Genomic DNA, 21,022 nt, shown 5'->3' with positions numbered 1-21,022 from the left:
GGGGGCGGTTCGACTTGCGCTTGCTGTTTGCCTTGCTGCTGACGATTGCGACCACCGCCACCGCGGTGGCGGAACGGCGCGTGGCGCTGGTCATGGCAGAGGACGACTACCGGCTGGTGCGGCCGCTCGCCAATCCCATCCATGACGGCGAGGCGATGGAAGCCGCGCTTAAGAAGCTCGGCTTCGAGGTCACCCTAGAAACCAACCGGGACCTTCGGCGCATGCGGCGCGCGCTCGACGACTTTCGCGAGGATGCCAAGGGCGCCGATGTCGCGCTGGTCTATTTCTCCGGCCATGGCGTCGAAATCTCAGGCGACAACCGGCTGCTGCCGGTCGATGCCGACGCGTCTTCGCTCGATCAACTGGACAAGACCAGTCTGCCGCTGGAGGAGGTGCGCGATGCCGTCGCCGCGACCGCCAAGGTCGGGCTGATCGTGCTCGATGCGTGCCGCAGCGATCCGTTCTCGGCAAGCAGCGGCGAAGGGCGTGGCGCGACTTCGCTGGCGAAGGATGTCGCCGACAAGGTCAAGCCGGGCCTCGGCCGCGTCGGGCGTGCGGAAAACATCCTGTTCGCCTTCTCGGCCGCCCCGGGCGAGACCGCCGCCGACGGCACCGGCCAGAACTCGCCCTTCACGACCGCGCTGACCAAATATCTCGGCACGGATGGATTGGAGATCCGCTCGGTGCTGACCTTGGTGCAGCAGGAGGTCTATGACCTCTCGCGCGGCAAGCAACTGCCTTATGTCGAAAGCGGCCTGCCGAAACTGTTCTTTGCCGCTGCCGCCAAGGAACAGCTGCCGGAACGCGAACGGCTGCTGCTCGCCATGGCCGACGTGACCCCGGAAATGCGCGGCGAGGTCGAACAGATCGCCAGCGACGCCGATATGCCGCTGGCGCCGCTTTATGGCGCGCTGATCAGTTCCGACGCCAACCATCTCTCCGCCGACAGCCTGAATGCCCGGCTGCGCGAGGCCGCCGACGCCTTCGTCAAGGTGCGCGGCGAAATGAAGACGCTCGCCTCCGACGATCCGCAGGTGGCGGAATTGCGCCGGCAGGCCGAGGAACAGCTTTCGCTCGGCGCCTTCGATGGTGCCCGCGCTCTTCTCGCCAAGGCCGCCGCCATCGACAATGTTTCGCGCCAGGCGCTGAAGGGCAATTTCGTCAGCCGCACCCTGTCCGAGGCCGCTACGCGCTTCCTATCCGGTGGTGCGGCGCGCGCCGACCTCGACTACGCCACGGCCATTAGTGACTATGAATCGGTGCTGGCGCTCTATGGCGAGGCCGGGCAGACCTCGCTCAACCTGGAACAGGCCGATCGCCAGAGCCGCACGCTGGAGGAACTCGGTATTCTCTATACGACGGTGGGCAATGTCGAGGCGGCCGGCCGCGCCTTTACCGCGCTGTTGACCAATCTCGAGCAGCGGTCACGTCAGGAAACCGACCCCAGCGTCAAGCGCGATCTCGCCATCAGCCACATCAAGCTCGCCAACATAAAGATGGTGCAAGGCGACCTGCCAACCTCCCTGGAGCACTATGAGGCGGCCCGGGACATGCTGCGGGACCTGACCGCAAGCGTGCCGGACGAGAAAGGCTGGCTCGGGGATCTTGCCATGGCCAATGACAAGATCGGCAACGTGCTGGCAACGCAGGGCGATGTGGGTGCGGCGGCCAAGGCCTACCAGCAAAGCCTGTCGATCAAGCAGAAATTGGCCGATGCCGAGCCGAACAGCGCCTACCTGCAGCGCGACCTGACCATAACCTATGATGAAATCGGCGACCTTGCCCGGACCGCGGGACAGTTGGACGACGCCCAAACGGACTTTGAAGAGAGCCTGAGAATTCGGCTTGTGCTGGCCAAGAACAAACCCGATGACCCTGAGCGCCAGCGCGCGGTTTCTGTCAGCCACGAGAGGATTGGGGATGTACTGCGCGAGCGCGGCGACGCCGCCGGTGCGCTCGCGGCCTACAGCAAGAGCCAGGCGATCGCCGAGGAACTGGTACGCCGTGACCCTAACGACACCGACTTGAAGCGCGATCTGTCGATCAGTTACGCCAAGATCGGCAACGCGCTCAACGACCAGGAGAACTGGCCAGCGGCACTGGCTTCCTATCAGCAAGCGCTGGCCGTAGCGCGCGAACTTGCCGCTGATGACCCCGGCAACACCGACTGGCAGCGCGACCTGTCGGTCTGCCTGGAAAAAGTTGCCGGTGTGCTTGATGCCCAGGGCAATGTCGGCGGCGCATTGCAAAACTACCAGGATAGTCTTGCCATTGTCGACCGGCTGGCCAAGCTCGATCCAGGCAATTCCGACTGGCAACGCGACCTGTCGATCACTTTGTCGGAAATCGGCATGCTGGAGACCAAGCAGCGCCACTTCGAGGGCTCCAAGAAGGCCTTCGAGGCCAGCCTCGGCATCCGCCAGAAACTGGCTCAGTCCGATCCGAACAATGCGATCTGGCAATTTGATCTGGTACAGGCCTACATCAACTACGCGTATGTGGCGAAGGATCCGAAGGCCGTGCTGACCAAGGCGCTGAACCTGACGCTGGAGCTCGACCGCACAGGCCGGCTGGCTCCAAGAGACAAACCCACGATCAAATATTTGCGCGGCGTTCTCGCCAAATTGAACGCCCGGAAAAAATAGCCGGCTGCCAGCCCGGGATTCGGCCCGGAAATGCCCGCAAACCTTGGAAAAACCGCCTTTAGCGCCTATATCTACGCTATATCAGACGCGCGATTCGGGGCCGATTTTTCGCGCTGTACAAGCGGCATCTAGACAATAGGTTTTCATGAGCGACCAGACCGAGAACACCAACGGCGCCGAAGCCGAATACGGCGCCGATTCCATCAAGGTTTTGAAGGGCTTGGACGCTGTCCGCAAACGCCCCGGCATGTATATCGGCGACACTGACGACGGTTCGGGCCTGCATCACATGGTCTACGAGGTGGTCGACAACGCCATCGACGAGGCCCTGGCAGGGCACGCCGACCTCGTCACCGTGACGCTCAACCCCGATGGTTCGGTGACGGTGATCGACAATGGCCGTGGCATTCCGACCGATATCCACACCGGCGAAGGCATTTCCGCGGCCGAAGTGATCATGACGCAGCTGCATGCCGGCGGCAAATTCGACCAGAATTCCTACAAGGTGTCGGGCGGCCTGCATGGCGTCGGCGTCTCGGTGGTCAACGCCCTTTCGGCATGGCTGAAGCTCAAGATCCGCCGCAACGGCCAGATCTTCGAAATGAGCTTCACGCACGGCAATGCCGATGCGCCGTTGAAGGCCACGGGTAGCTACGAGCAGGACAAGCAGCCAGGCACCTATGAGGGCCGCAGCGGCAGCTCGATCACCTTCTTCCCGTCGGCCGAAACCTTCACCATGGTCGAGTTCGACTTCGGCACGCTGGAGCACCGGCTGCGCGAGCTCGCCTTCCTCAATTCCGGCGTGCGCATCATACTGACCGACGCCCGCCACGCCGACGTCGTGCGGCATGAACTGCACTATGATGGCGGCCTCGAAGAGTTCGTCAAGTATCTCGACCGGGTCAAGAAGCCGCTGATCGAGAAGCCGATCGCCATCAAGGCCGAGCGCGACGGCATTACGGTCGAAGTGGCGATGTGGTGGAACGACAGTTATCACGAGAACGTGCTGGCCTTCACCAACAACATCCCGCAGCGCGATGGCGGTACCCATCTGGCCGGTTTCCGTGGCGCGCTGACGCGCCAGATCACCGGCTATGGCGAATCCTCGGGCCTGACCAAGAAGGAAAAGGTCTCGCTGATCGGCGACGATTGCCGCGAAGGGCTGACGGCGGTACTGTCGGTCAAGGTTCCCGATCCGAAATTCTCCTCGCAGACCAAGGACAAGCTGGTTTCCTCCGAGGTCCGCCCGGTGGTCGAGGGGCTGGTCAACGAGGCGCTCGGTACCTGGCTGGAAGAGCATCCGACCGAAGGCAAGGTGGTCATCGACAAGGTGATTCAGGCCGCGGCGGCGCGCGAAGCCGCGCGCAAGGCGCGCGACATCACCCGCAAGAGCTCGCTCGGCGTCACGTCCTTGCCCGGCAAACTGGCCGACTGCCAGGAGCGCGATCCGGCGAAATCCGAAATCTTCATTGTCGAGGGTGACTCGGCCGGCGGCTCGGCCAAGGGTGGCCGTTCGCGCCAGAACCAGGCTATCCTTCCCCTGCGCGGCAAAATCCTCAACGTCGAGCGGGCGCGTTTCGACCGCATGCTCGGCTCCGACATGATCGGCACGCTGATCACGGCGCTGGGCACCTCGATCGGCAAGGACGAGTTCAACGCCGACAAGCTGCGCTACCACAAGATCATCCTGATGACCGACGCCGACGTCGACGGCGCCCATATCAGGACCTTGTTGCTCACCTTCTTCTTCCGGCAGATGCCGGAGCTGATCGAGCGCGGCCATCTCTACATTGCCCAGCCGCCGCTCTACAAAGTGACGCGCGGCAAGAGCTCGCAATACATCAAGAATGAAAGCGCCTTCGAGGAGTTCCTGATCGAGTCCGGGCTGGAGGAAGCGTCGCTCACGCTGGGCTCGGGCGAAGTGCGTACCGGGCAGGATCTGCGCGGTGCGGTCGACGACGCGCTGGCTGTGCGCCAGCTCATCAACGGCCTGCACACGCGCTACAACAGAGGCGTGGTCGAACAAGCGTCGATCGCCGGCGGTCTCAACCCCGACGTCTTCAGCGATCTTGGCCGCGCCAACGCCATGGCGGAGCGGATCGCGCAACGGCTCGACATCATCGCCGAGGACACCGAGCGCGGCTGGACCGGCCGCATGTCGACCTCGAATGACGGCAGCGGCGGCTATGTCTTCGAGCGCACCGTGCGCAGCGTCAAGGAATACGCCCATCTCGACATGGGGCTGATCAATTCGGCCGACGCCCGCCAGCTCGACCGCTACGCACAGCGCCTCAGCGAGGTCTACGGGACGCCGCCCGTGCTGCGCCGCAAGGATGTCTCCGAAGTCGTCTCGGGGCCACTGGCGCTGCTCAACGCCGTCTTTGCGACCGGCCGCAAGGGGCTGACCATGCAGCGCTACAAGGGTCTCGGCGAAATGAATGCCGAGCAATTGTGGGAAACCACGCTCGACCCGAATGTGCGCTCGCTGCTGCAGGTCAAAGTCAACGACGCGACCGATGCCGACAGCCTGTTCTCACGGCTGATGGGCGACGAGGTCGAGCCACGGCGCGAATTCATACAGGACAACGCGCTGTCGGTCGCCAATCTGGATATTTGATGCATGTCGCCCAAAACCGTGCAGCGGTTTTGGGCAAACGATATGCACAAGAGTCTGGAGCGGTTCACCGTTTCACGGAAACGGCGAACCGCTCCATCTCTTTGTTTTAACGCAATTCCGGACGGAAAACCGCTCACACTTTTCCTGGAATTGCTCTGCGCGCGTCCGCTGAATCCGCTTCAATGCGACGGGCTTTGAGACTGTAACGATGCGCTGAAGAAGTCTGCCAGGGCGGCGTTCAGGCGCTGATGGAACGCGGCCCGGTCAAAGCCGGGTGCGTCGATGCAAATTTCGGGAGCAGCGGCGCGCCGTCCGGCACCGCATGGCGGCAGGAACGCATAGTGACCCGCCAGGGGTTCGACACGATACTCCGGCGGTCGCGGCAGCGCCGAACGGATCTGTTCCTCATACCAGGGGTCGGGTTGATGCCGGTCGTCGGCCGCGCGCCATAGAAGCACCGGGATCTGAACCGCGGCGAGGCCGGCGCGGTCAAAGGTGAAGCCGAACGCCGGCGCGGCAGCCGCGATGGCGCGAATTCGCCGATCAGGCTGCCACGCATCCGGTGGCGGCTGGACCGCTTTTGCAACGGAATGGACCCCCGCTTTCGCCAACGCCGTGCAAAGATCGTGCTGCGGGTTTGCCGCACAGTATGGGTCGATCCTGCCGAGATCGGGTATTCCGCCCGCTTCGATCAGTACGGTGAAGCCGCCATTCGAGAATCCGAAGGCGCCGATGCGCTGCGGATCGATGTCGGCGTGCTCCTGCCAGTCCTTCAGCATGAAATCGATCAGCCGGCTTAGCTGGGCTGGCCGGCGCCATAACATCAGCACCTTGCTCTGGTCGTCGAAAGTATCGCCGGCGTGGCTGACCGCGGCGACGATGAACCCCGCTCTCGCCAGCGCGATCGCCGTATCATAGTGGCCGGCATAGGATCCGCCGCCGCCATGCGAGATCACGATAAGCGGCAGCGCATGGCCTTTTACCGGACCGGAAGGCGCAACGCGCTGGTGGAAGCCTTCCAGCGGTACATCGCGCGGCTCGGCTGAAGTCGGGTACCAGATACCGGCAGCCAGCGGCGCCTCTCCGCCATTGGGTATTTGAACCGCTTCGAAGCCCACGGGAGAAAGATGCGCGGTGTCTTCGGCAGCCGAACTGGCCGATGGCGCGCCGATCGGCGCACCAGCTGCAGCGGCAAGGGCCGCGCCCCAGGTGAACAGACCAGAGAGCAAGACCAGGCCGACGAAAATTGCCGGGCGCAGCCCGCGGACAGGAGCAGAAATCCGCCGGGCTTTTGCTCTTTGCTTCTTCTGGAATCTCTTCAGAGCCATTTGGCTTCCTGTTCGGCAAGGCACTTCGAAGAAAATTCGTCCAGATTTCCGCTTTTGCCCGACACGGCCTATGGGTCAAATCACAACAACATGATCACTTGAGACATTGGTGCGGAGCGACGCTCCGAATTGTTCCATCGCCGGCAAACAAAATCATTTTATAGCCCGCCGGAACGGAAGCCCTCTCGGGACATTGTGCCAACATCGATCACAATTTCTCACAGGAGGCCTTCATGGGACGTGGTATTTTGCTCTGGTTGCTCGGTATTCCGATCCCGATCATCATCCTCATCATGCTGTTCGTACGGTAGGGGGCGTTGATGCAGCCCACCGTATCGGCTATCGACCTATCCGCTTCCGAAGAATCCTCCGCGACAGCAGTCAGTTGGGGACCGATCATTGCCGGCGCCTTCGCGGCTTCGACGCTGACTTTCATCCTGATGCTGCTCGGCTCCGGTCTTGGGCTCACCATGGTCTCACCATGGTCGGGCTCTGGTGCGTCGATCACCACCTTCGCGGCGTCGACCGCGATCTGGCTGGTTATCGTGCAATGGCTGTCTTCCGGAGTCGGCGGCTACCTAGCGGGGCGCCTGCGTACCAAATGGGTCGGCATCCACACGGATGAGGTCTATTTCCGCGACACGGCGCACGGCTTTCTTGCCTGGGCGTTGGCCACGTTGCTTGTCGTCGGTGTCCTCGGCTCTGCGCTTTCCGCAGTGCTTGGCTCGGGCGTGCAGGCCGTGTCCACGGTGGCGTCGGGTGCAGCCCTGGGAGCATCTGCCGGTGCCTCAGCCAATGCCGGCAATGCGTCGGCCAACAACGCGACCTCCTATTTGGTGGATTCGCTGTTTCGTCCCGCCGATCCGAGCAAGCTGGCTGCTGCCACTCCGGATGGGGATGCCGCCGCTGTAGGCCAGGCCTCGCGTATCCTCGTCGCCAGCGCCGCCGCGGGTGAGATTTCGGGCGACGACAAGACCTACCTGGCGCAACTGGTTGCCGCCCGCACCGGCCTTTCCGAGGCCGACGCCAAGGCGCGCGTCGATGCAATGGTTGCCAAGGTCGAGGACGCCAAGGTCAAGGCCAAGCAGGCGGCCGACAGCGCCAGGAAGGCCAGTGCGACCTTCGCCCTGCTCGGTGCCTTGTCGCTGGTCATCGGCGCCTTCATCGCCAGTGCGGCCGCGGCCCTCGGCGGCAGGCAGCGCGACGAAGAGGAAGCGGTTTTCCTGACCAGCCGCTGAGCCTAGGCTTGCGCCAGAAATGAAAGAGCCCGGCACCAGAGCCGGGCTCTTTGCTATTTCTGCCTATCGGCCGTATCAGTGATCCATGGCCTTGACGATTTCCTCGGTCATCTTCTTGGCGTCGCCGAGCAGCATCATGGTGCCGTCCTTATAGAACAGCGTGTTGTCGATACCGGCATAGCCGGAGCCGAGCGAGCGCTTGACGAACAGGCAGGTGCGCGCCTTGTCGACGTCGAGGATCGGCATGCCGTAGATCGGCGAGGACTTGTCGTCGCGGGCAGACGGGTTGGTGACGTCGTTGGCGCCGATGACATAGGCGACGTCGGCCTGGGCGAACTCCGAATTGATGTCCTCGAGCTCGAACACTTCGTCATAGGGCACGTTGGCTTCGGCCAAGAGCACGTTCATGTGTCCGGGCATGCGGCCGGCCACAGGATGAATGGCGTACTTCACGTCGACGCCGTTGGCCTTGAGCTTATCGGCCATTTCGCGCAGCGCGTGCTGCGCCTGGGCGACCGCCATGCCGTAGCCGGGCACGATGATGACCTTCTGCGCGTTCATCATCAGGTAGGCGGCGTCGTCGGCCGAGCCCTGCTTGACCGTGCGCTCGATGCCGTCGTCGGCCGCAGCCGCCGTCTCGCCGCCGAAGCCGCCGAGGATGACCGAGATGAAGCTTCGGTTCATGCCCTTGCACATGATGTAGGACAGGATCGCGCCGGACGAGCCGACCAGCGCGCCGGTGATGATCAGCGCCAGATTGCCGAGCGTGAAGCCGAGCGCGGCCGCCGCCCAGCCCGAATAGGAGTTGAGCATCGAGACGACGACCGGCATGTCGGCGCCGCCGATCGGGATGATCAAAAGTATGCCGAGCACCAGCGAAGCGGCGACGATCAGCCAGAAGACCAGCTTCGATTCCGTGCTGACCAAAAGCACGATCAGCACTATGAGCGCGGCGCCGAGAGCCGCGTTGATGAAGTGGCGACCGCCGATCATGATCGGCTTGCCCGACATGCGGCCATCGAGCTTCAGGAAGGCGATGACCGAGCCGGTGAAGGTGATGGCGCCGATGGCGACGCCGAGGCTCATTTCGATCAGCGCTTGTGCATGGATGTCGCCCGCCGTGCCGATGCCAAAACTTTCCGGCGCATAGATGGCCGCCGCCGCGACCATGACGGCGGCGAGGCCGACCAGCGAGTGGAAGGCGGCGACCAGCTGCGGCATCGAGGTCATGGCGATGCGGCGCGCGGTGACGGCGCCGACGCCGCCGCCGATGGCGAGGCCGAGCACGATGAGGCCGAAGCGGCCCGCGGACGGGGTCGCCAGCGCCAGCGTGGTGGCAATGGCTATGCCCATGCCGATCATGCCGTAGAGATTGCCCTGGCGGCTGGTGGTCGGGTGCGACAGGCCGCGCAACGCCATGATGAACAGGACGCCGGAGACGAGATAGAGGAAGGACGCGAAGTTGGCGTTCATGGCGCTCTACTTGTCCTTCTTCTTGTACATGGCCAGCATGCGCTGGGTGACGAGGAAGCCGCCGAAGATGTTGACCGAGACCAGCATCAGCGCGACGAAGCCGAAGCCGGCGGCAATGCCGGAGGCGGCGATGCCGACGGCGAGCAGCGCGCCGACGACGATGACGGACGAGATGGCGTTGGTGACGGCCATCAGCGGCGTGTGCAGCGCAGGGGTCACCGACCAGACGACATAGTAGCCGACGAAGATCGCCAGCACGAAGATGGCGAAGCGGAAGACAAAGGGATCGATGGCGCCGCCGGACAGGGCGTGCGCGGCATCACCCGCCGCCTCGGCGCCGCCTGGAGCATTGGCCAGGTTCTGCACCGCCAGCCGGACGGCGGCACTTGCCTGGTCCAGCTGGTCCAGGGCTTTCTGCAGGGTCTGATCCATCACGCTGTGCCTTTCGACTTGGGCGAGGACGACTTGGATGCGGCAGGTTTCTTGGCCGCGGTCTTTTTCGGCGTGGACGCGTCGGCGACCATGGTCTTGGCCGGGATCGCCGCGGGTTCGACACGCGGCTGCTGGTCGGCCTTGGCGAAGGCCGGATGAACCACCTTGCCGCCGTCGGTCAGCATCGTCGCCTTGACCAGATCGTCGTCGCGGTTGATGGCGAGCGTCTTGGTGGCCTTGTCGACCAGCGTCTCGAGGAAAGCGAACAGATTCTTGGCATAGAGAAGCGAGGCGGACGCGGCGACGCGGCCTGGCACGTTGAGGTGGCCGACGATTTTTACGCCATTGGCCGTGGTCACCACCTGACCCGGCCGAGCACCTTCGACATTGCCGCCACGCTCGACGGCGAGGTCGACGAGCACCGAGCCCGGCTTCATCGAGGCGACCATCGCCGCCGACACCAGCTTCGGCGCCGGCCGGCCTGGAATCAGCGCCGTGGTGATGACGATGTCCTGCTTGGCGATGTGCTCGGCGGTGAGTGCCGCCTGCTTGGCCTGGTATTCCTTGGACATTTCCTTGGCGTAGCCGCCAGCGGTCTCGGCGGCCTTGAATTCGTCGTCCTCGACAGCCAGGAATTTCGCGCCGAGCGAGGCGACCTGTTCCTTGGCGGCGGGGCGCACGTCGGTGGCGGTGACGACCGCGCCGAGGCGGCGCGCCGTGGCGATCGCCTGCAGGCCGGCGACGCCGACACCCATGATGAAGACCTTCGCCGCCGGCACCGTGCCTGCCGCCGTCATCATCATCGGCAAGGCCCGGTCATATTCCGAGGCGCCGTCGATGACCGCCTGATAGCCGGCGAGATTGGCCTGGCTGGATAGCACGTCCATCGATTGCGCCCGGGTGATGCGCGGCATGAATTCCATCGAGAAGGCAGTGACACCGGCCTTTGCCAGCGCCGCGACGACGGCATCGTTGCCGTAGGGATCCATGATGGCGATCACGGCCGCACCCGATTTGTAGCTCTTCAGCTCGGTTTCATCAGGCCGGCGGACCTTCAGCACGACATCGGCCTTGGCAACGTCCGCGGCCTTGCCGATGGCGGCACCCGCCTTGGCAAACTCTTCGTCGGGGATGCGCGACCTTGTGCCGGCGCCGGTTTCGACAATCACGGCGAAGCCCAGCCCCGCCAGCCGCTTGACCGTATCGGGCGAGGCCGCGACGCGCGGCTCGTTCGCATCAAGCTCACGAGGGATGAAAACCGTCTGTCCCACCGCATGATCCTTTCGGCTGGAACCTGTTTGCGCAAAGTCGGCCGGAATATCCGGCGAGGTCAATGGCAACTGGGTTTTGGAAGGTCTATCGCAGAATGAAGGCGCCGGCGGCCATGATCAAGGCGAACAGGATAAGTGCCGAGAAGAAACCGCCCGCGAAGAAACCGAAGGCCATCGCGATAAGCAGCGCGCCGCAGAAAAGCGATCCATATTTGGCCAGAGCGAGAAAGCCCGCATAGGTGCGGTCATGCTCGGCATAGTCCATCTTCGCGCCCAGTTCGACAGGACCGGTCGGCGAGTGATCAGCCATAGGAATACCCCTTCGAAGACATCTTTCAGGCACATAGCGAAAAGCCGGCCCGAGAGCAATGGCGCTATTGCCGCATTGGAGCCGACAACTGCCTCAAGGGAAAATTGAAACCGCCGACCGGTTCGGCGAAGGGTGGCTGTTGCGGCAGGCCAGCTCGGCGGCGCTCAGCCAGCGAGGTGCGGGAAAAGCCCGAGCAGCCCGACGACGATCAGATAGAGCGCGACGATGTAGTTCAGCAGCCGTGGCATGATCAGGATCAGCACACCGGCGATCAGCGAGATAAGCGGCGTGAGCGCAAGCTGGGAAATATGCATGTCGGGGGTCCTTTCCAGAGGCGATGGCATCGGCTGATGCTGCCACTGATAACGCCGTCAGGCCTGGAAAGCTCCATCGGGATGCATCGTTACCCAATGACGAGACATGAGGCCCTTGGGCCGCGTGCGCTTAGGCCGCTTCGAAATATTTGGCGGTGGGCAGGATGGTCAACGGCGCCAGTTCACCCCTGTTGGGGCGTTGGAAAAGCATGCGTTGCTCGAACGTCGTCGAGTTGAAGAACGGGAAGCGATCCAGCGTCGCCTGCATGTTTTCGGAGCATTTCGACTGGTACAGATGCACGGGAACGGTAAGCCCGGGATAGTTTCGCGGGGGCACCGCCTGCTCCGACCTGAAGATGCGGTGATAGAAAGCGGAATGTTCTTCCTTGATCGCCGTCAGGCAATAAGTCGGCTTGAAGTGACTGCAGGCAACCACCGCCAGCCTGAGCGTAATGTATGGCAGCACCCGCAGGCTGCTCGACCATTCGAGATCGGCCGCGAACCGGCTTGGATCGACGAAAGTCTCACCGGCCGCCAGACGCCGCGCCAGCACGTCGCCGAAAACATCGGTACTGGGTGAAACAGGGTATCTCGCGCTGGCATAATGGAGCCTGATGGTGCTGACGAGCACACCGTCGAAGAACACGCCAAAGCGATAGGAATTGGGCAGATCGTCGAAACTGTCCTTCACCATGCGGGAAGCCATCGGCTTCACCATGCCGGCGTGAAGGTAGGAGTTGTAGCGGAGCCTGTAGATCGCCTCGAGGTCCTCGGCGCCATCGCAGAGCCGATATTCCACGTGCTCCAGAACATCCATGACGTGATCCGAGAACACTGACGGGCGATGCTTATCGCTGGTCGCAGCCGCCAGCGGCGTACCCAATACCTTGTTTTCCATTTTGTCCTCGCACCGCCACACAACGACAATAGCGAAGCGCCGGAGGAACAAGAAGCAAAATTGCCAGCTTTTGCGTTTACCCTAAATTAACGTTAACAAATGGTAAATTGCGGGCGCAGCGGCGCTTTGGGCAATCGATGGCTGATTTCAGGTGGCGACGCGCCTCGCAACCGGCTGCAATTCCGCCGCGAAAGGCCAGGTCACGTTGGACATGGTTTCGATGCCCGACGCGCTGAGCGCTGCGCCGAACAGGAAGCCCTGGACAAGATCCGGCTTCACCGAATGCAGCAGGACCTTGAGCTGCTCGAATGTTTCGACGCCTTCGATAGTGACTATGAGTCCCAGGATACGGGCCAGGTCGACGACGCCCTTCAGCAGCTCCAGCGAGCGCGGATTCTGGGTGACGTCCATCACGAAGGAGCGGTCGATCTTGATCTTGTCGAGGGGCAGCTTGTGGAGATAGCTCAGGCTCGAATAGCCGGTGCCGAAATCATCAAGGGCAATGCGCACGCCAAGCTGCTTCAGTTCCTCGATGTATTGGCGGGTCTGCGACTTGTCATCCAGCAGTGCGGTTTCGGTGACTTCGATCTCAAGGCGGTTGGCCGCCAGCCCGGAAACCTCCAGCGCTTCGCGAACCTTCCGGATGACGTCGCCATTGCGAAAGTCCCTGGCGGACAGATTGACCGAGACGCTGGTCTGGTCGGGCCATTTGGCGCATTCGAGGCAGGCGGCCTGAAGCACAAAGGCGCTGATCTCTGAAATGATGCCCATCTCCTCGGCCAGCGGGATGAAGACGCCGGGTGAAATCGGTCCGAGATCGGGATGGTCCCAGCGGCACAGCGCCTCGCAGCTGGCGATGCGCATGGTGTCCATCGCCACGATCGGCTGGTAGACGACCCGCAGGCTCCTGCTTTCCACCGCGCTGCGAAGATCCGCCTTCATCAGCTGCCGGTTGCGGAACGCGGCGTCCATTGCCGCCTCGAACAGCCGCCAGCCGTTCTTACCAAGCTCCTTGGCCTTGTAGAGCGCGAGGTCTGCCTTGACGATCATGGCGTCGACATCGGTTTCCGCGACCTTGGACAGAACCGCGCCGGCGCTGGCCTGGATCCGCAATCCATGCCCGGCGACGTCCACCTCGCCCTGCAATGCCGCGAAGATCTCGTCGATCTGCATGGTCAGATGGCTCTCATCCTCGATGCGGTCGAAGAAGACCATGAATTCGTCGCCGCCGAAACGGCTGACGGTGATGCCTTGCCCGGCAACGGCGGCGAGACGCTCGGCGACCGCGTAGATCAACCCGTCGCCGATCGGATGGCCGAGCGTGTCATTGACGCTCTTGAAATCGTCGAGGTCGAGCACGGCCAGGCCGCACAGCCGGTCGCGCTCTCCGGAAGCCATCAGCTCGCCGACCAGTTCATGGAAATAAGCGCGGTTCGGCAGACCGGTGAGGTTGTCGTAGCGCGCCATGAAACGGATCTTTTCCTCCGCCTCGACACGAGCCGTGACGTCTTCAAAGGTGATGACACCCAATTCCTGGTTGCCTTCGCGAGCGGAGAATTCGTAGTGCTGCCCGTTGGAGAAGGAGACAAGCACCTTGCGGTCACGTCCCTCGCGCAGCGCGCGCGTCAGTTGCGCCTCGACGTAGCGGCAATCCTTCGGTGCCAGCATGCCGCCGGCGACGCCGCGCAGCAACAGCGAATGGATCGACCGTCCGAGCAGTTGGTCCGGCGACCTTAGTGACATCAGACGGGCGGCTTCAGCGTTGCCGACGACCACCTTGCCGTCGGGGCCAAGCATCACCAGACCATGCGACATGGTGTTGAGGGCGCGGTTGAACCGCTGCGCGATCTGTCGCGCCTGCTTGTGTCCAACGACTGCCGAAAACAACACGTTGCGGACGTGGTCGGCACTGCCCTTGATGATAAACATGAAGGGAATGATCAGCAGGCCCAGCACGACATAGGGGATGTCGAACCTGAGGATGAGCGCCGCGGCGATCGGCCCGACAAAGGTAACCGCGAAGATCATCACCATGCGCGGCGACCCGTAATTTCGGCCGACGACGGTCACCAACGAAGCCATCGTTACCGACAGCGCTCCGATCTCTGCATAGGAATCGGAGTAGACATAGATGGAGATGAAGCAAAAGAACCCCAGCAACAACCCTTGAAGGCTGCCCTTCAGGATGTATTCGCGCTCCCACTTCTTTGCATCGGCGGCGTCGTGCATTTCGCCGCCCGAGCGGTGGAACCGCCGCAGGCTGAAGTAACGCCAGACGCCGATGCCAAGCAGCGCGCCCGCCAGAGCCAGAAAAACCGGCTGGCCATTGCGCCAGTAAACCATGAGGCTGATGACAGCGTGACAAAGCGCGCCGATTATCAGCATGTGCGCGTTGTCGAACAACGAGCGCACAAACTGGATATAAACATCCACGGGGATGTTATCGGCTTTTGTTTTGCCCATTACTGGCGCCCAATGAGCCCCAGCCTTGGCATAGTCCCATTAAAAAACCTTTAGCTTGGCTTGAAATGCCTGATTTCAGAGGCTTTTTGGATCACTCGGCGGCCTGGAGTTCCGCCCGCGTCGGCGGGCTAGACAGGCGCTCGACCAGTCTTCGACGCTCGCCCGCGGCCTTTTCCGCGCTGGCCTGCCGGACATGGCCATAACCACGGATGAGCGCGGGAACCGAAACCAGAGCGACCGCCGCCTCGGCCTTATCAGGCGCCAGCGACCTGGCGACGAGCTCAAGATCGCCCTCATATTGCGCCAGAAGCTGCCGTTCCATGCGCCTTTCGGCGGTATAGCCGAACAGGTCGAAAGCGGTGCCGCGCAGGCCCTTCAGCACCGCCAGCAGCCGGAAACCCTTCATCATCCAGGGGCCAAAGCTCGACTTCCTCGGTCTGCCGTCATTGCCGCGACGGCCCATGATCGGCGGGGCGAGATGGAATTCGAGTTTTTCATAGCTCTGGAACTGCTTGCCTAGCTCGGCGGCGAAGGAGCCGTCGGTGTAGAGCCGCGCCACCTCGTACTCGTCCTTGATCGCCATCAGCTTGAACAGGTTCCTGGCCGCTGCCTCGGTCACGGCGGTCGAGCCTGGCACGGCCCTGGCCTCGGCGGCGCGCAGCAGCGCCAGCCTGTCGGCATAGCGCTTGCCATAGGCGGTGTTCTGGTAGGCGGTCAGGAAGGCGACACGGCGGGCAATGATCTCGTCCAGCGTCTGCGCGACCGGGGCCGTCTCTCCTGCCTTGCCTGGCTGGGCGACGAGGCCACGCACGAAATCCGGCTGGTGCGCCGCGCGGCGGCCCCAGCGGAAGGCGGCGATGTTCATCGCCACCGCTTCGCCGTTGAGCTCGATCGCCCTCTCGACAGCCTCCGCCGACAGCGGCAGGCCGCCATGCTGGAAGGCAAAGCCGAGCATGAACATGTTGGCGCCGAGCGAATTGCCGAACAGCGCCGTGGCGGTGCGGGTGGCATCGAAGAAATGCGCCTTGTCGTCGCCGGCGGCGGTGCGGATCGCCTTCTTCAGGCGCTCGATCGGCAAGGAGAAATCCGCCGAGCGGGCAAACTCGCCGGGCATGATCTCGGCGGTGTTGGCAAGGAAGATCGTATGGCCCTCGCGCACTGCGGTCAGCACCTTCTTGGCACCCGACACGACGAGGTCGCAGCCAAGCACGAGGTCGGCCTTGCCAGCCGAGACGCGGATGGCATGGATCTCGTCCGGCGTGCGGGCGATGCGGACATGGGTGAATACCGAGCCGCCCTTCTGGGCGAGGCCAGCCATGTCGATCATGCCGCAGCCCTTGTCCTCGAGATGGGCCGCCATGCCGAGCACGGCACCAACGGTGACGACGCCGGTGCCGCCGACGCCGTCGATGATCGCCGCCCAGCCCTCGGCGCCCAGCGGGAATTCGGCCGGTGTCGGGACGCCGTCAAGCGGATCGGTCTTGCCGGCAAGGCCCTCGGCCTTGCGGATCTTGGCGCCGTGCACGGTGACGAAGGACGGGCAGAAGCCGTTGACGCAAGAGAAGTCCTTGTTGCAGCTCGACTGGTCGATCTTGCGCTTGCGCCCGAATTCGGTCTCTGCCGGCTGGATCGAGACGCAGTTCGACTGCACGCCGCAATCGCCACAGCCTTCGCAGACCAGTTCGTTGATGAAGACGCGCTTGTCGGGATCGGGAAAGGTGCCGCGCTTGCGCCGCCGGCGTTTTTCGGCGGCACAGGTCTGGTCGTAGAGCAGGATCGAGACGCCCTTGACGTCGCGCAGCTCGCGCTGGACGAGATCGAGGTCGTCGCGGTGATGGATGGTGGCGCCGGCCGGAAATTCGGCCTTGCCGGCGTATTTGTCCGGCTCGTCGGTGACGATGGCGATGCGGTCGACGCCTTCGGCCCGCACCTGCCTGGCGATCATGTCGACCGTCAGGCCGCCCTCATGCGGCTGGCCGCCGGTCATGGCCACGGCGTCGTTGTAGAGGATCTTGTAGGTGATGTTGGCCTCGCTCGACAAAGCGAAGCGGATCGCCAGCGTGCCGGAATGATTGTAGGTGCCGTCGCCGAGATTCTGGAAGATGTGCCCGCGCTTCGAGAACGGCGCCTGGCCGACCCATTGCGCGCCCTCGCCGCCCATGGCCGTGAAGCCCAGCGTGTTGCGATCCATCCAAAGCGCCATGAAATGGCAGCCGATGCCGGCGGCGGCGATCGAACCGTCCGGCACCTTGGTCGAGGAATTGTGCGGACAGCCGGAACAGAAGAAGGGCGTGCGCGAACCGATGTCGGTGGCATCGGCCAGCATCGCCTGGAACTGGCGCAGCTTGCCGACCCGCGCCGAGATATCCTCCGACGGGCCGATGGTCTTGACGATCCTCTCGCCAAGGGCAATGGCGATCTCGTTGGGATCAAGTGCGCCCTTGGCCGGAAACAGCCAATCGCCGCGCTCGTCCTTCTTGCCGACGATGACCGGCTGCGAGGCGGTGCCATAGAGGCTTTCGCGCAGCTGCACCTCGATCAGCGAACGCTTCTCCTCGACGACGACGATGGTGTCGAGGCCGCGGGCAAAGTCAGCGATGTGCTGCAGGTCGAGCGGCCAGGGGCAGCCGACCTTGAACAGCCTGATGCCGATGCGGTTGGCGGCCGCCTCGTCGATGCCGATGTCCTCCAGCGCCTGGCGGACATCGAGATAGCTCTTGCCCAGCGTGATGATGCCGAGCTTGGGGTTGCGGCCGCCCGAATAGACGATGCGGTTCAGCCCGTTGGCATGGATGAAGGCGGAGGCTGCGGCACGCTTGTATTCGTGCAGCCGCTCCTCCTGGCCGAGCATATCGATCTCGTGGCGAATGTTGAGGCCGCCCGGCGGCATGTCGAATTCCGGCACGACGATGTTCAAGCGCTCGAGCGAGGCATCGACCGAGGCCGTCGATTCGATGTTGTCCTTGACGCATTTGATCGCCGCCCAGGTGCCGGCAAAACGCGACATCGCAAAGCCGTACAGACCGTAGTCGATGATCTCCTGGACACCGGCCGGGTTGAGGATGGGCACCATGGTGTCGACGAAGAGGAATTCTGTTGCGTGCGCGTTGGTCGAGGATTCGGCCATATGGTCGTCGCCCATCAGCGCAAGCACGCCGCCATGCTTGGATGAGCCGGCGAGATTGGCGTGGCGGAACACGTCTCCCGAACGATCGACGCCCGGACCCTTGCCGTACCAGACGGAAAAGACACCATCATGGGTGCCCTCACCCAGGAGTTCCGTCTGCTGCGATCCCCAGCAGGCGGTGGCGGCAAGCTCCTCGTTGAGGCCGGGCTGGAAGACGATGTCGGCCCCGGCGAGCTGCTTCTTGGCCTTCCACAGCTGCATGTCGAGGCCGCCGAGCGGTGAGCCGCGATAGCCGGAGACGAAACCGGCGGTGTTCAGGCCAGCGCGGCGGTCGCGCTCGCGCTGCATCAGGAGCATGCGGATGACCGCCTGCGCGCCGGACAGGAAGATGCGCTCCTTCCCGAGGTCGAACTTGTCGTCGAGCGCGACATCATGCAGCGTCATCAGGCATTTCCTCTGCGAAGGCCGCGCGGGAGCAGGCAGCCAACGTCGGGGTCGGATGACGCATCCTTTCTCCCCTTGCAAGTGAGGTCAAACAAAATCGCAGGAGCCAGGCAACGCGCAACAAACAGTCCGGCGGGTGCTGGAGCGCGCACGAAACCGCACGTCGAGAGTGCCTCGGCGCACGAAAACTCCGGCCGGAATCGATACCGTCTGAAGGTGTCAGCCGGCTTTCGAGCAGTCCGGCTTCGGCTCGCCCGGCAGCTTGCCGTCGGGATGGCCGGCGAGATCGGGATTGGGCGTATAGAGCTGGTCCATGACCAGCGGCCGGTCGGGCAGGATCGACTGGTCTTCCGTCGACATCAGCGTGGTGTCGATCTTCTGCAGGACCGCGCCGTCGGCGCCCTTGATGCTGATGGCGATGGCGTAGGGCTTGTTCTTGACGATGCAGGTCAGCGCCGGGCTCTCCAGGCTGACCTTGTCGAGCTTCGGCCAGACCTTCTGCTCGACCACCAAGGGCGCACCGCCGGCGGGATTCTGGAAGCTGGCAACCGCCACCTGACCCTCGCCCATCGGCTGCAGGGGCCGTAGCGTCACGACATAGGTCGCCCTGGCGAGACGGTAGTTGAAGACAAATATCTTGCCGGAAACCTCGAACAGCTTGCCCTCGCCGCCGGTGTCGCGGCAGGCGCCGAGGGTCGCTGCGGCAATCAACATGGCGCCGGCAACGAGCGCGCGTGAAAATCCTCTAGGCATCCTTGACCTCATGGGCCGCCATGCGGCGGCGGCGATAGTGACGACTTGCCTTCTGCCGGTTGCCGCACACCGCCATGTCGCACCAAAGCCGGCTGGAATTGCGGCTTCTGTCGACGAACAGCCAGGTGCAGTTGGGGCAGATCCTGAGCCGCGCGACCGTGTCGTCGCGCAGCAGCGAAAGGGCCGAGACCGCCAGCGCCGCCTCGAAGGCGATAGGCGCCGCCGGATCGCCGAACGGCCTTCCCGGCGCGCCGATCTCGGTCCGGCTGCCGGCCAGGCCCTCGGCGCAGGCACGCAGGAAGTCTGGCAGGTCGGCGGTGGCGACTGACCCATTCGACACCGCGCCGCGAAACAGCCGGTCTGTCGTCTCGCGGATCGACAGCACGACAGGCGCGATTGCCCTCGGCGAGGACACGGTCAGCCGCCGGTCCCCAAGCTCGGCGGCGCGAAAGCCGCTGGCCGCGTCGGCGAAGCGGGCGATTTCGGCCGGATCGTCAAAACGATCGAACGTGCGCTCCGGATCGCCGCGCAGCACGACGGTGTTCGCCGTATCGAGCGCAAGCAGGCCGCCGGTGAAGCGGTGCGGGGTCCAAGCAACTGTCATGATGCAAAATCTAACCGATAAATCGCATTTGACAAGTTAGATTCGGCGATGCAAACCTCCGTTGCGCACGGTATCGTCGCCTTTGTCTCGAGCATTCCGTCGTCCCGACCGCTGTCGGCGAGATGCTTTTGGTGTTGTTGAGCATGCTCTATTTCTTCCAGCAGGTGCTGAACGGGCTGCACTCCGGCGCGCTCTATGCGCTGCTCGCCTTCGGCTACGTGCTGATCAACGGCATCCTGCACCGCACCAACCTCGCCTATGGCGCGCTGTTCGCCTTCAGCGGCCAGGCAATGATCCTGAGCGTCGCCTTCGGCTACCAGGTGCTGTGGCTGACGCTGTTGGCGTCGGTGCTGTTCGGCGTCGTCGCGGCATTCCTCTATGCCGCGCTGATCAGCCACGTCCTATCGCGCAGCGTCTTCGAACCGTTGGCCGACCGCTCGCCCAATGCGATTGTGGTGACGACGCTGGGCATCCTGATCGTCCTGTCGGAAGCAAGCCGCATCGCCGCCGACACGCATGATCTGTGGCTGCCGCCAATGCTGGCACAGCCCATCGTTTTCGCCGAAGGCGCCGGCTTCAAGGCGACGCTGACGCTGATCCAGGTGCTCGACTGCGCGGTGGTGCTGGCGGCGGTCGCACTCGCCACCTCAGCGTTTGCCCGCTCCAGCTTCGGCCGGCGCTGGCGCGCCGTCTCCGACGACCCGCGCGCTGCCGCCCTGTGCGGCGTTGATGTGCGCGGCGTGTTCCGCCATGCCGTGCTGCTCGGCGGCTTCTGCGCCGCGCTGGCCGGCGTCATGGCCAGCCTCTACTACGGCAATGTCAGCTTCGGTTCCGGCCTCGTCTACGGCCTGAAGATCCTGTTCGTGACGGCAGTCGGCGGCTATCTCTCGCCGCCACGGGCAGCGCTTGGCGCGGCCGCCTTCGGCATGGCCGAATCACTGTGGGCCGGTTATTTCCCAATCGAATGGCGCGATGCGTGGATGTATCTGTTCCTGGTGGCCATGCTGATCCTCATCGGCGCCGGCCGCGACACGAGCAAAGTCGTCTGAACCATCAGACTTTGGTTGCATGACGCGGGGCAGAGCGCCCTTGTCCGTGCCCCGCT

The 21,022-nt window shown here is 63.6% G+C and carries 15 protein-coding genes; 4 read left to right on the top strand and 11 right to left on the bottom strand.

Annotated features, from left to right (window positions below; genetic code table 11):
* The first annotated feature begins 14 nt into the window (after positions 1–14).
* Positions 15–2,645 (top strand): caspase family protein, encoded by a 2,631-nt coding sequence (locus ACLGL5_RS09045; RefSeq protein ID WP_069090815.1) that lies wholly within the window; start codon positions 15–17, stop codon positions 2,643–2,645.
* A 145-nt stretch (positions 2,646–2,790) separates the two neighbouring features.
* Positions 2,791–5,262, top strand: coding sequence for a DNA topoisomerase (ATP-hydrolyzing) subunit B (gene gyrB, locus ACLGL5_RS09040; protein ID WP_019862771.1), 2,472 nt, complete (start codon positions 2,791–2,793; stop codon positions 5,260–5,262).
* 179 nt (positions 5,263–5,441) lie between these two features.
* On the opposite strand, the gene ACLGL5_RS09035 is transcribed toward gyrB, so the two are convergent.
* Positions 5,442–6,590 (bottom strand): alpha/beta hydrolase family protein, encoded by a 1,149-nt coding sequence (locus tag ACLGL5_RS09035; protein ID WP_064984402.1) that lies wholly within the window; start codon positions 6,588–6,590, stop codon positions 5,442–5,444.
* Positions 6,591–6,910: 320 nt separating this feature from the next.
* Between ACLGL5_RS09035 and ACLGL5_RS09030 the strand changes: the two genes are divergently transcribed.
* Entirely contained in the window at positions 6,911–7,828 is a 918-nt protein-coding gene (locus ACLGL5_RS09030; RefSeq protein ID WP_069090814.1) for a hypothetical protein, read from the top strand.
* Positions 7,829–7,903: 75 nt separating this feature from the next.
* Here the strand turns inward: ACLGL5_RS09030 and ACLGL5_RS09025 are convergent, their stop codons facing one another.
* The 10 genes from ACLGL5_RS09025 to ACLGL5_RS08980 all read right to left on the bottom strand — a co-directional run bounded on the left by ACLGL5_RS09025 (position 7,904) and on the right by ACLGL5_RS08980 (position 19,917).
* The gene (locus ACLGL5_RS09025) at positions 7,904–9,301 is read right to left on the bottom strand and encodes an NAD(P)(+) transhydrogenase (Re/Si-specific) subunit beta (RefSeq protein WP_069090813.1); all 1,398 of its coding nucleotides are present in this window, start codon (positions 9,299–9,301) and stop codon (positions 7,904–7,906) included.
* Positions 9,302–9,307: 6 nt separating this feature from the next.
* Positions 9,308–9,733: a proton-translocating transhydrogenase family protein gene (locus tag ACLGL5_RS09020; protein WP_032921464.1), complete on the bottom strand. Its 426-nt coding sequence runs from the start codon at positions 9,731–9,733 to the stop codon at positions 9,308–9,310.
* Positions 9,733–11,004 carry a Re/Si-specific NAD(P)(+) transhydrogenase subunit alpha gene (locus tag ACLGL5_RS09015; protein WP_069093250.1) on the bottom strand — a complete coding sequence of 424 codons (1,272 nt, stop codon included), beginning with the start codon at positions 11,002–11,004 and terminating at the stop codon, positions 9,733–9,735. The genes ACLGL5_RS09020 and ACLGL5_RS09015 overlap by 1 nt, the downstream gene beginning before the upstream one ends.
* A gap of 85 nt (positions 11,005–11,089) precedes the next feature.
* Positions 11,090–11,314: an aa3-type cytochrome c oxidase subunit IV gene (locus ACLGL5_RS09010; RefSeq protein WP_019862765.1), complete on the bottom strand. Its 225-nt coding sequence runs from the start codon at positions 11,312–11,314 to the stop codon at positions 11,090–11,092.
* A gap of 164 nt (positions 11,315–11,478) precedes the next feature.
* Positions 11,479–11,628 carry a DUF3096 domain-containing protein gene (locus tag ACLGL5_RS09005; RefSeq protein WP_019862764.1) on the bottom strand — a complete coding sequence of 50 codons (150 nt, stop codon included), beginning with the start codon at positions 11,626–11,628 and terminating at the stop codon, positions 11,479–11,481.
* 130 nt (positions 11,629–11,758) lie between these two features.
* A complete protein-coding gene (locus tag ACLGL5_RS09000; protein ID WP_019862763.1) occupies positions 11,759–12,526 on the bottom strand; it encodes an N-acyl amino acid synthase FeeM domain-containing protein in 768 nt (255 codons plus the stop codon).
* A gap of 147 nt (positions 12,527–12,673) precedes the next feature.
* A complete protein-coding gene (locus tag ACLGL5_RS08995) occupies positions 12,674–14,989 on the bottom strand; it encodes a putative bifunctional diguanylate cyclase/phosphodiesterase (protein ID WP_019862762.1) in 2,316 nt (771 codons plus the stop codon).
* A 91-nt stretch (positions 14,990–15,080) separates the two neighbouring features.
* The gene (locus ACLGL5_RS08990) at positions 15,081–18,560 is read right to left on the bottom strand and encodes an indolepyruvate ferredoxin oxidoreductase family protein (protein WP_069090812.1); all 3,480 of its coding nucleotides are present in this window, start codon (positions 18,558–18,560) and stop codon (positions 15,081–15,083) included.
* A gap of 219 nt (positions 18,561–18,779) precedes the next feature.
* A complete protein-coding gene (locus tag ACLGL5_RS08985; RefSeq protein ID WP_080643856.1) occupies positions 18,780–19,313 on the bottom strand; it encodes a hypothetical protein in 534 nt (177 codons plus the stop codon).
* On the bottom strand, positions 19,306–19,917 hold the full coding sequence (locus tag ACLGL5_RS08980; RefSeq protein WP_019862759.1) for a CGNR zinc finger domain-containing protein: 612 nt from the start codon (positions 19,915–19,917) through the stop codon (positions 19,306–19,308). Before ACLGL5_RS08980 ends, ACLGL5_RS08985 begins: the two co-directional genes overlap by 8 nt.
* A 143-nt stretch (positions 19,918–20,060) precedes the next feature.
* Between ACLGL5_RS08980 and ACLGL5_RS08975 the strand changes: the two genes are divergently transcribed.
* Positions 20,061–20,966 carry a branched-chain amino acid ABC transporter permease gene (locus ACLGL5_RS08975; RefSeq protein WP_019862758.1) on the top strand — a complete coding sequence of 302 codons (906 nt, stop codon included), beginning with the start codon at positions 20,061–20,063 and terminating at the stop codon, positions 20,964–20,966.
* Positions 20,967–21,022 lie beyond the last annotated feature (56 nt).

The sequence above is a fragment of the Mesorhizobium sp. U510 genome, assembly GCF_059180695.1.
The sequence above is the reverse complement of the archived record's forward strand: the minus strand, read 5'-3'. Positions and strand labels throughout refer to the sequence as shown.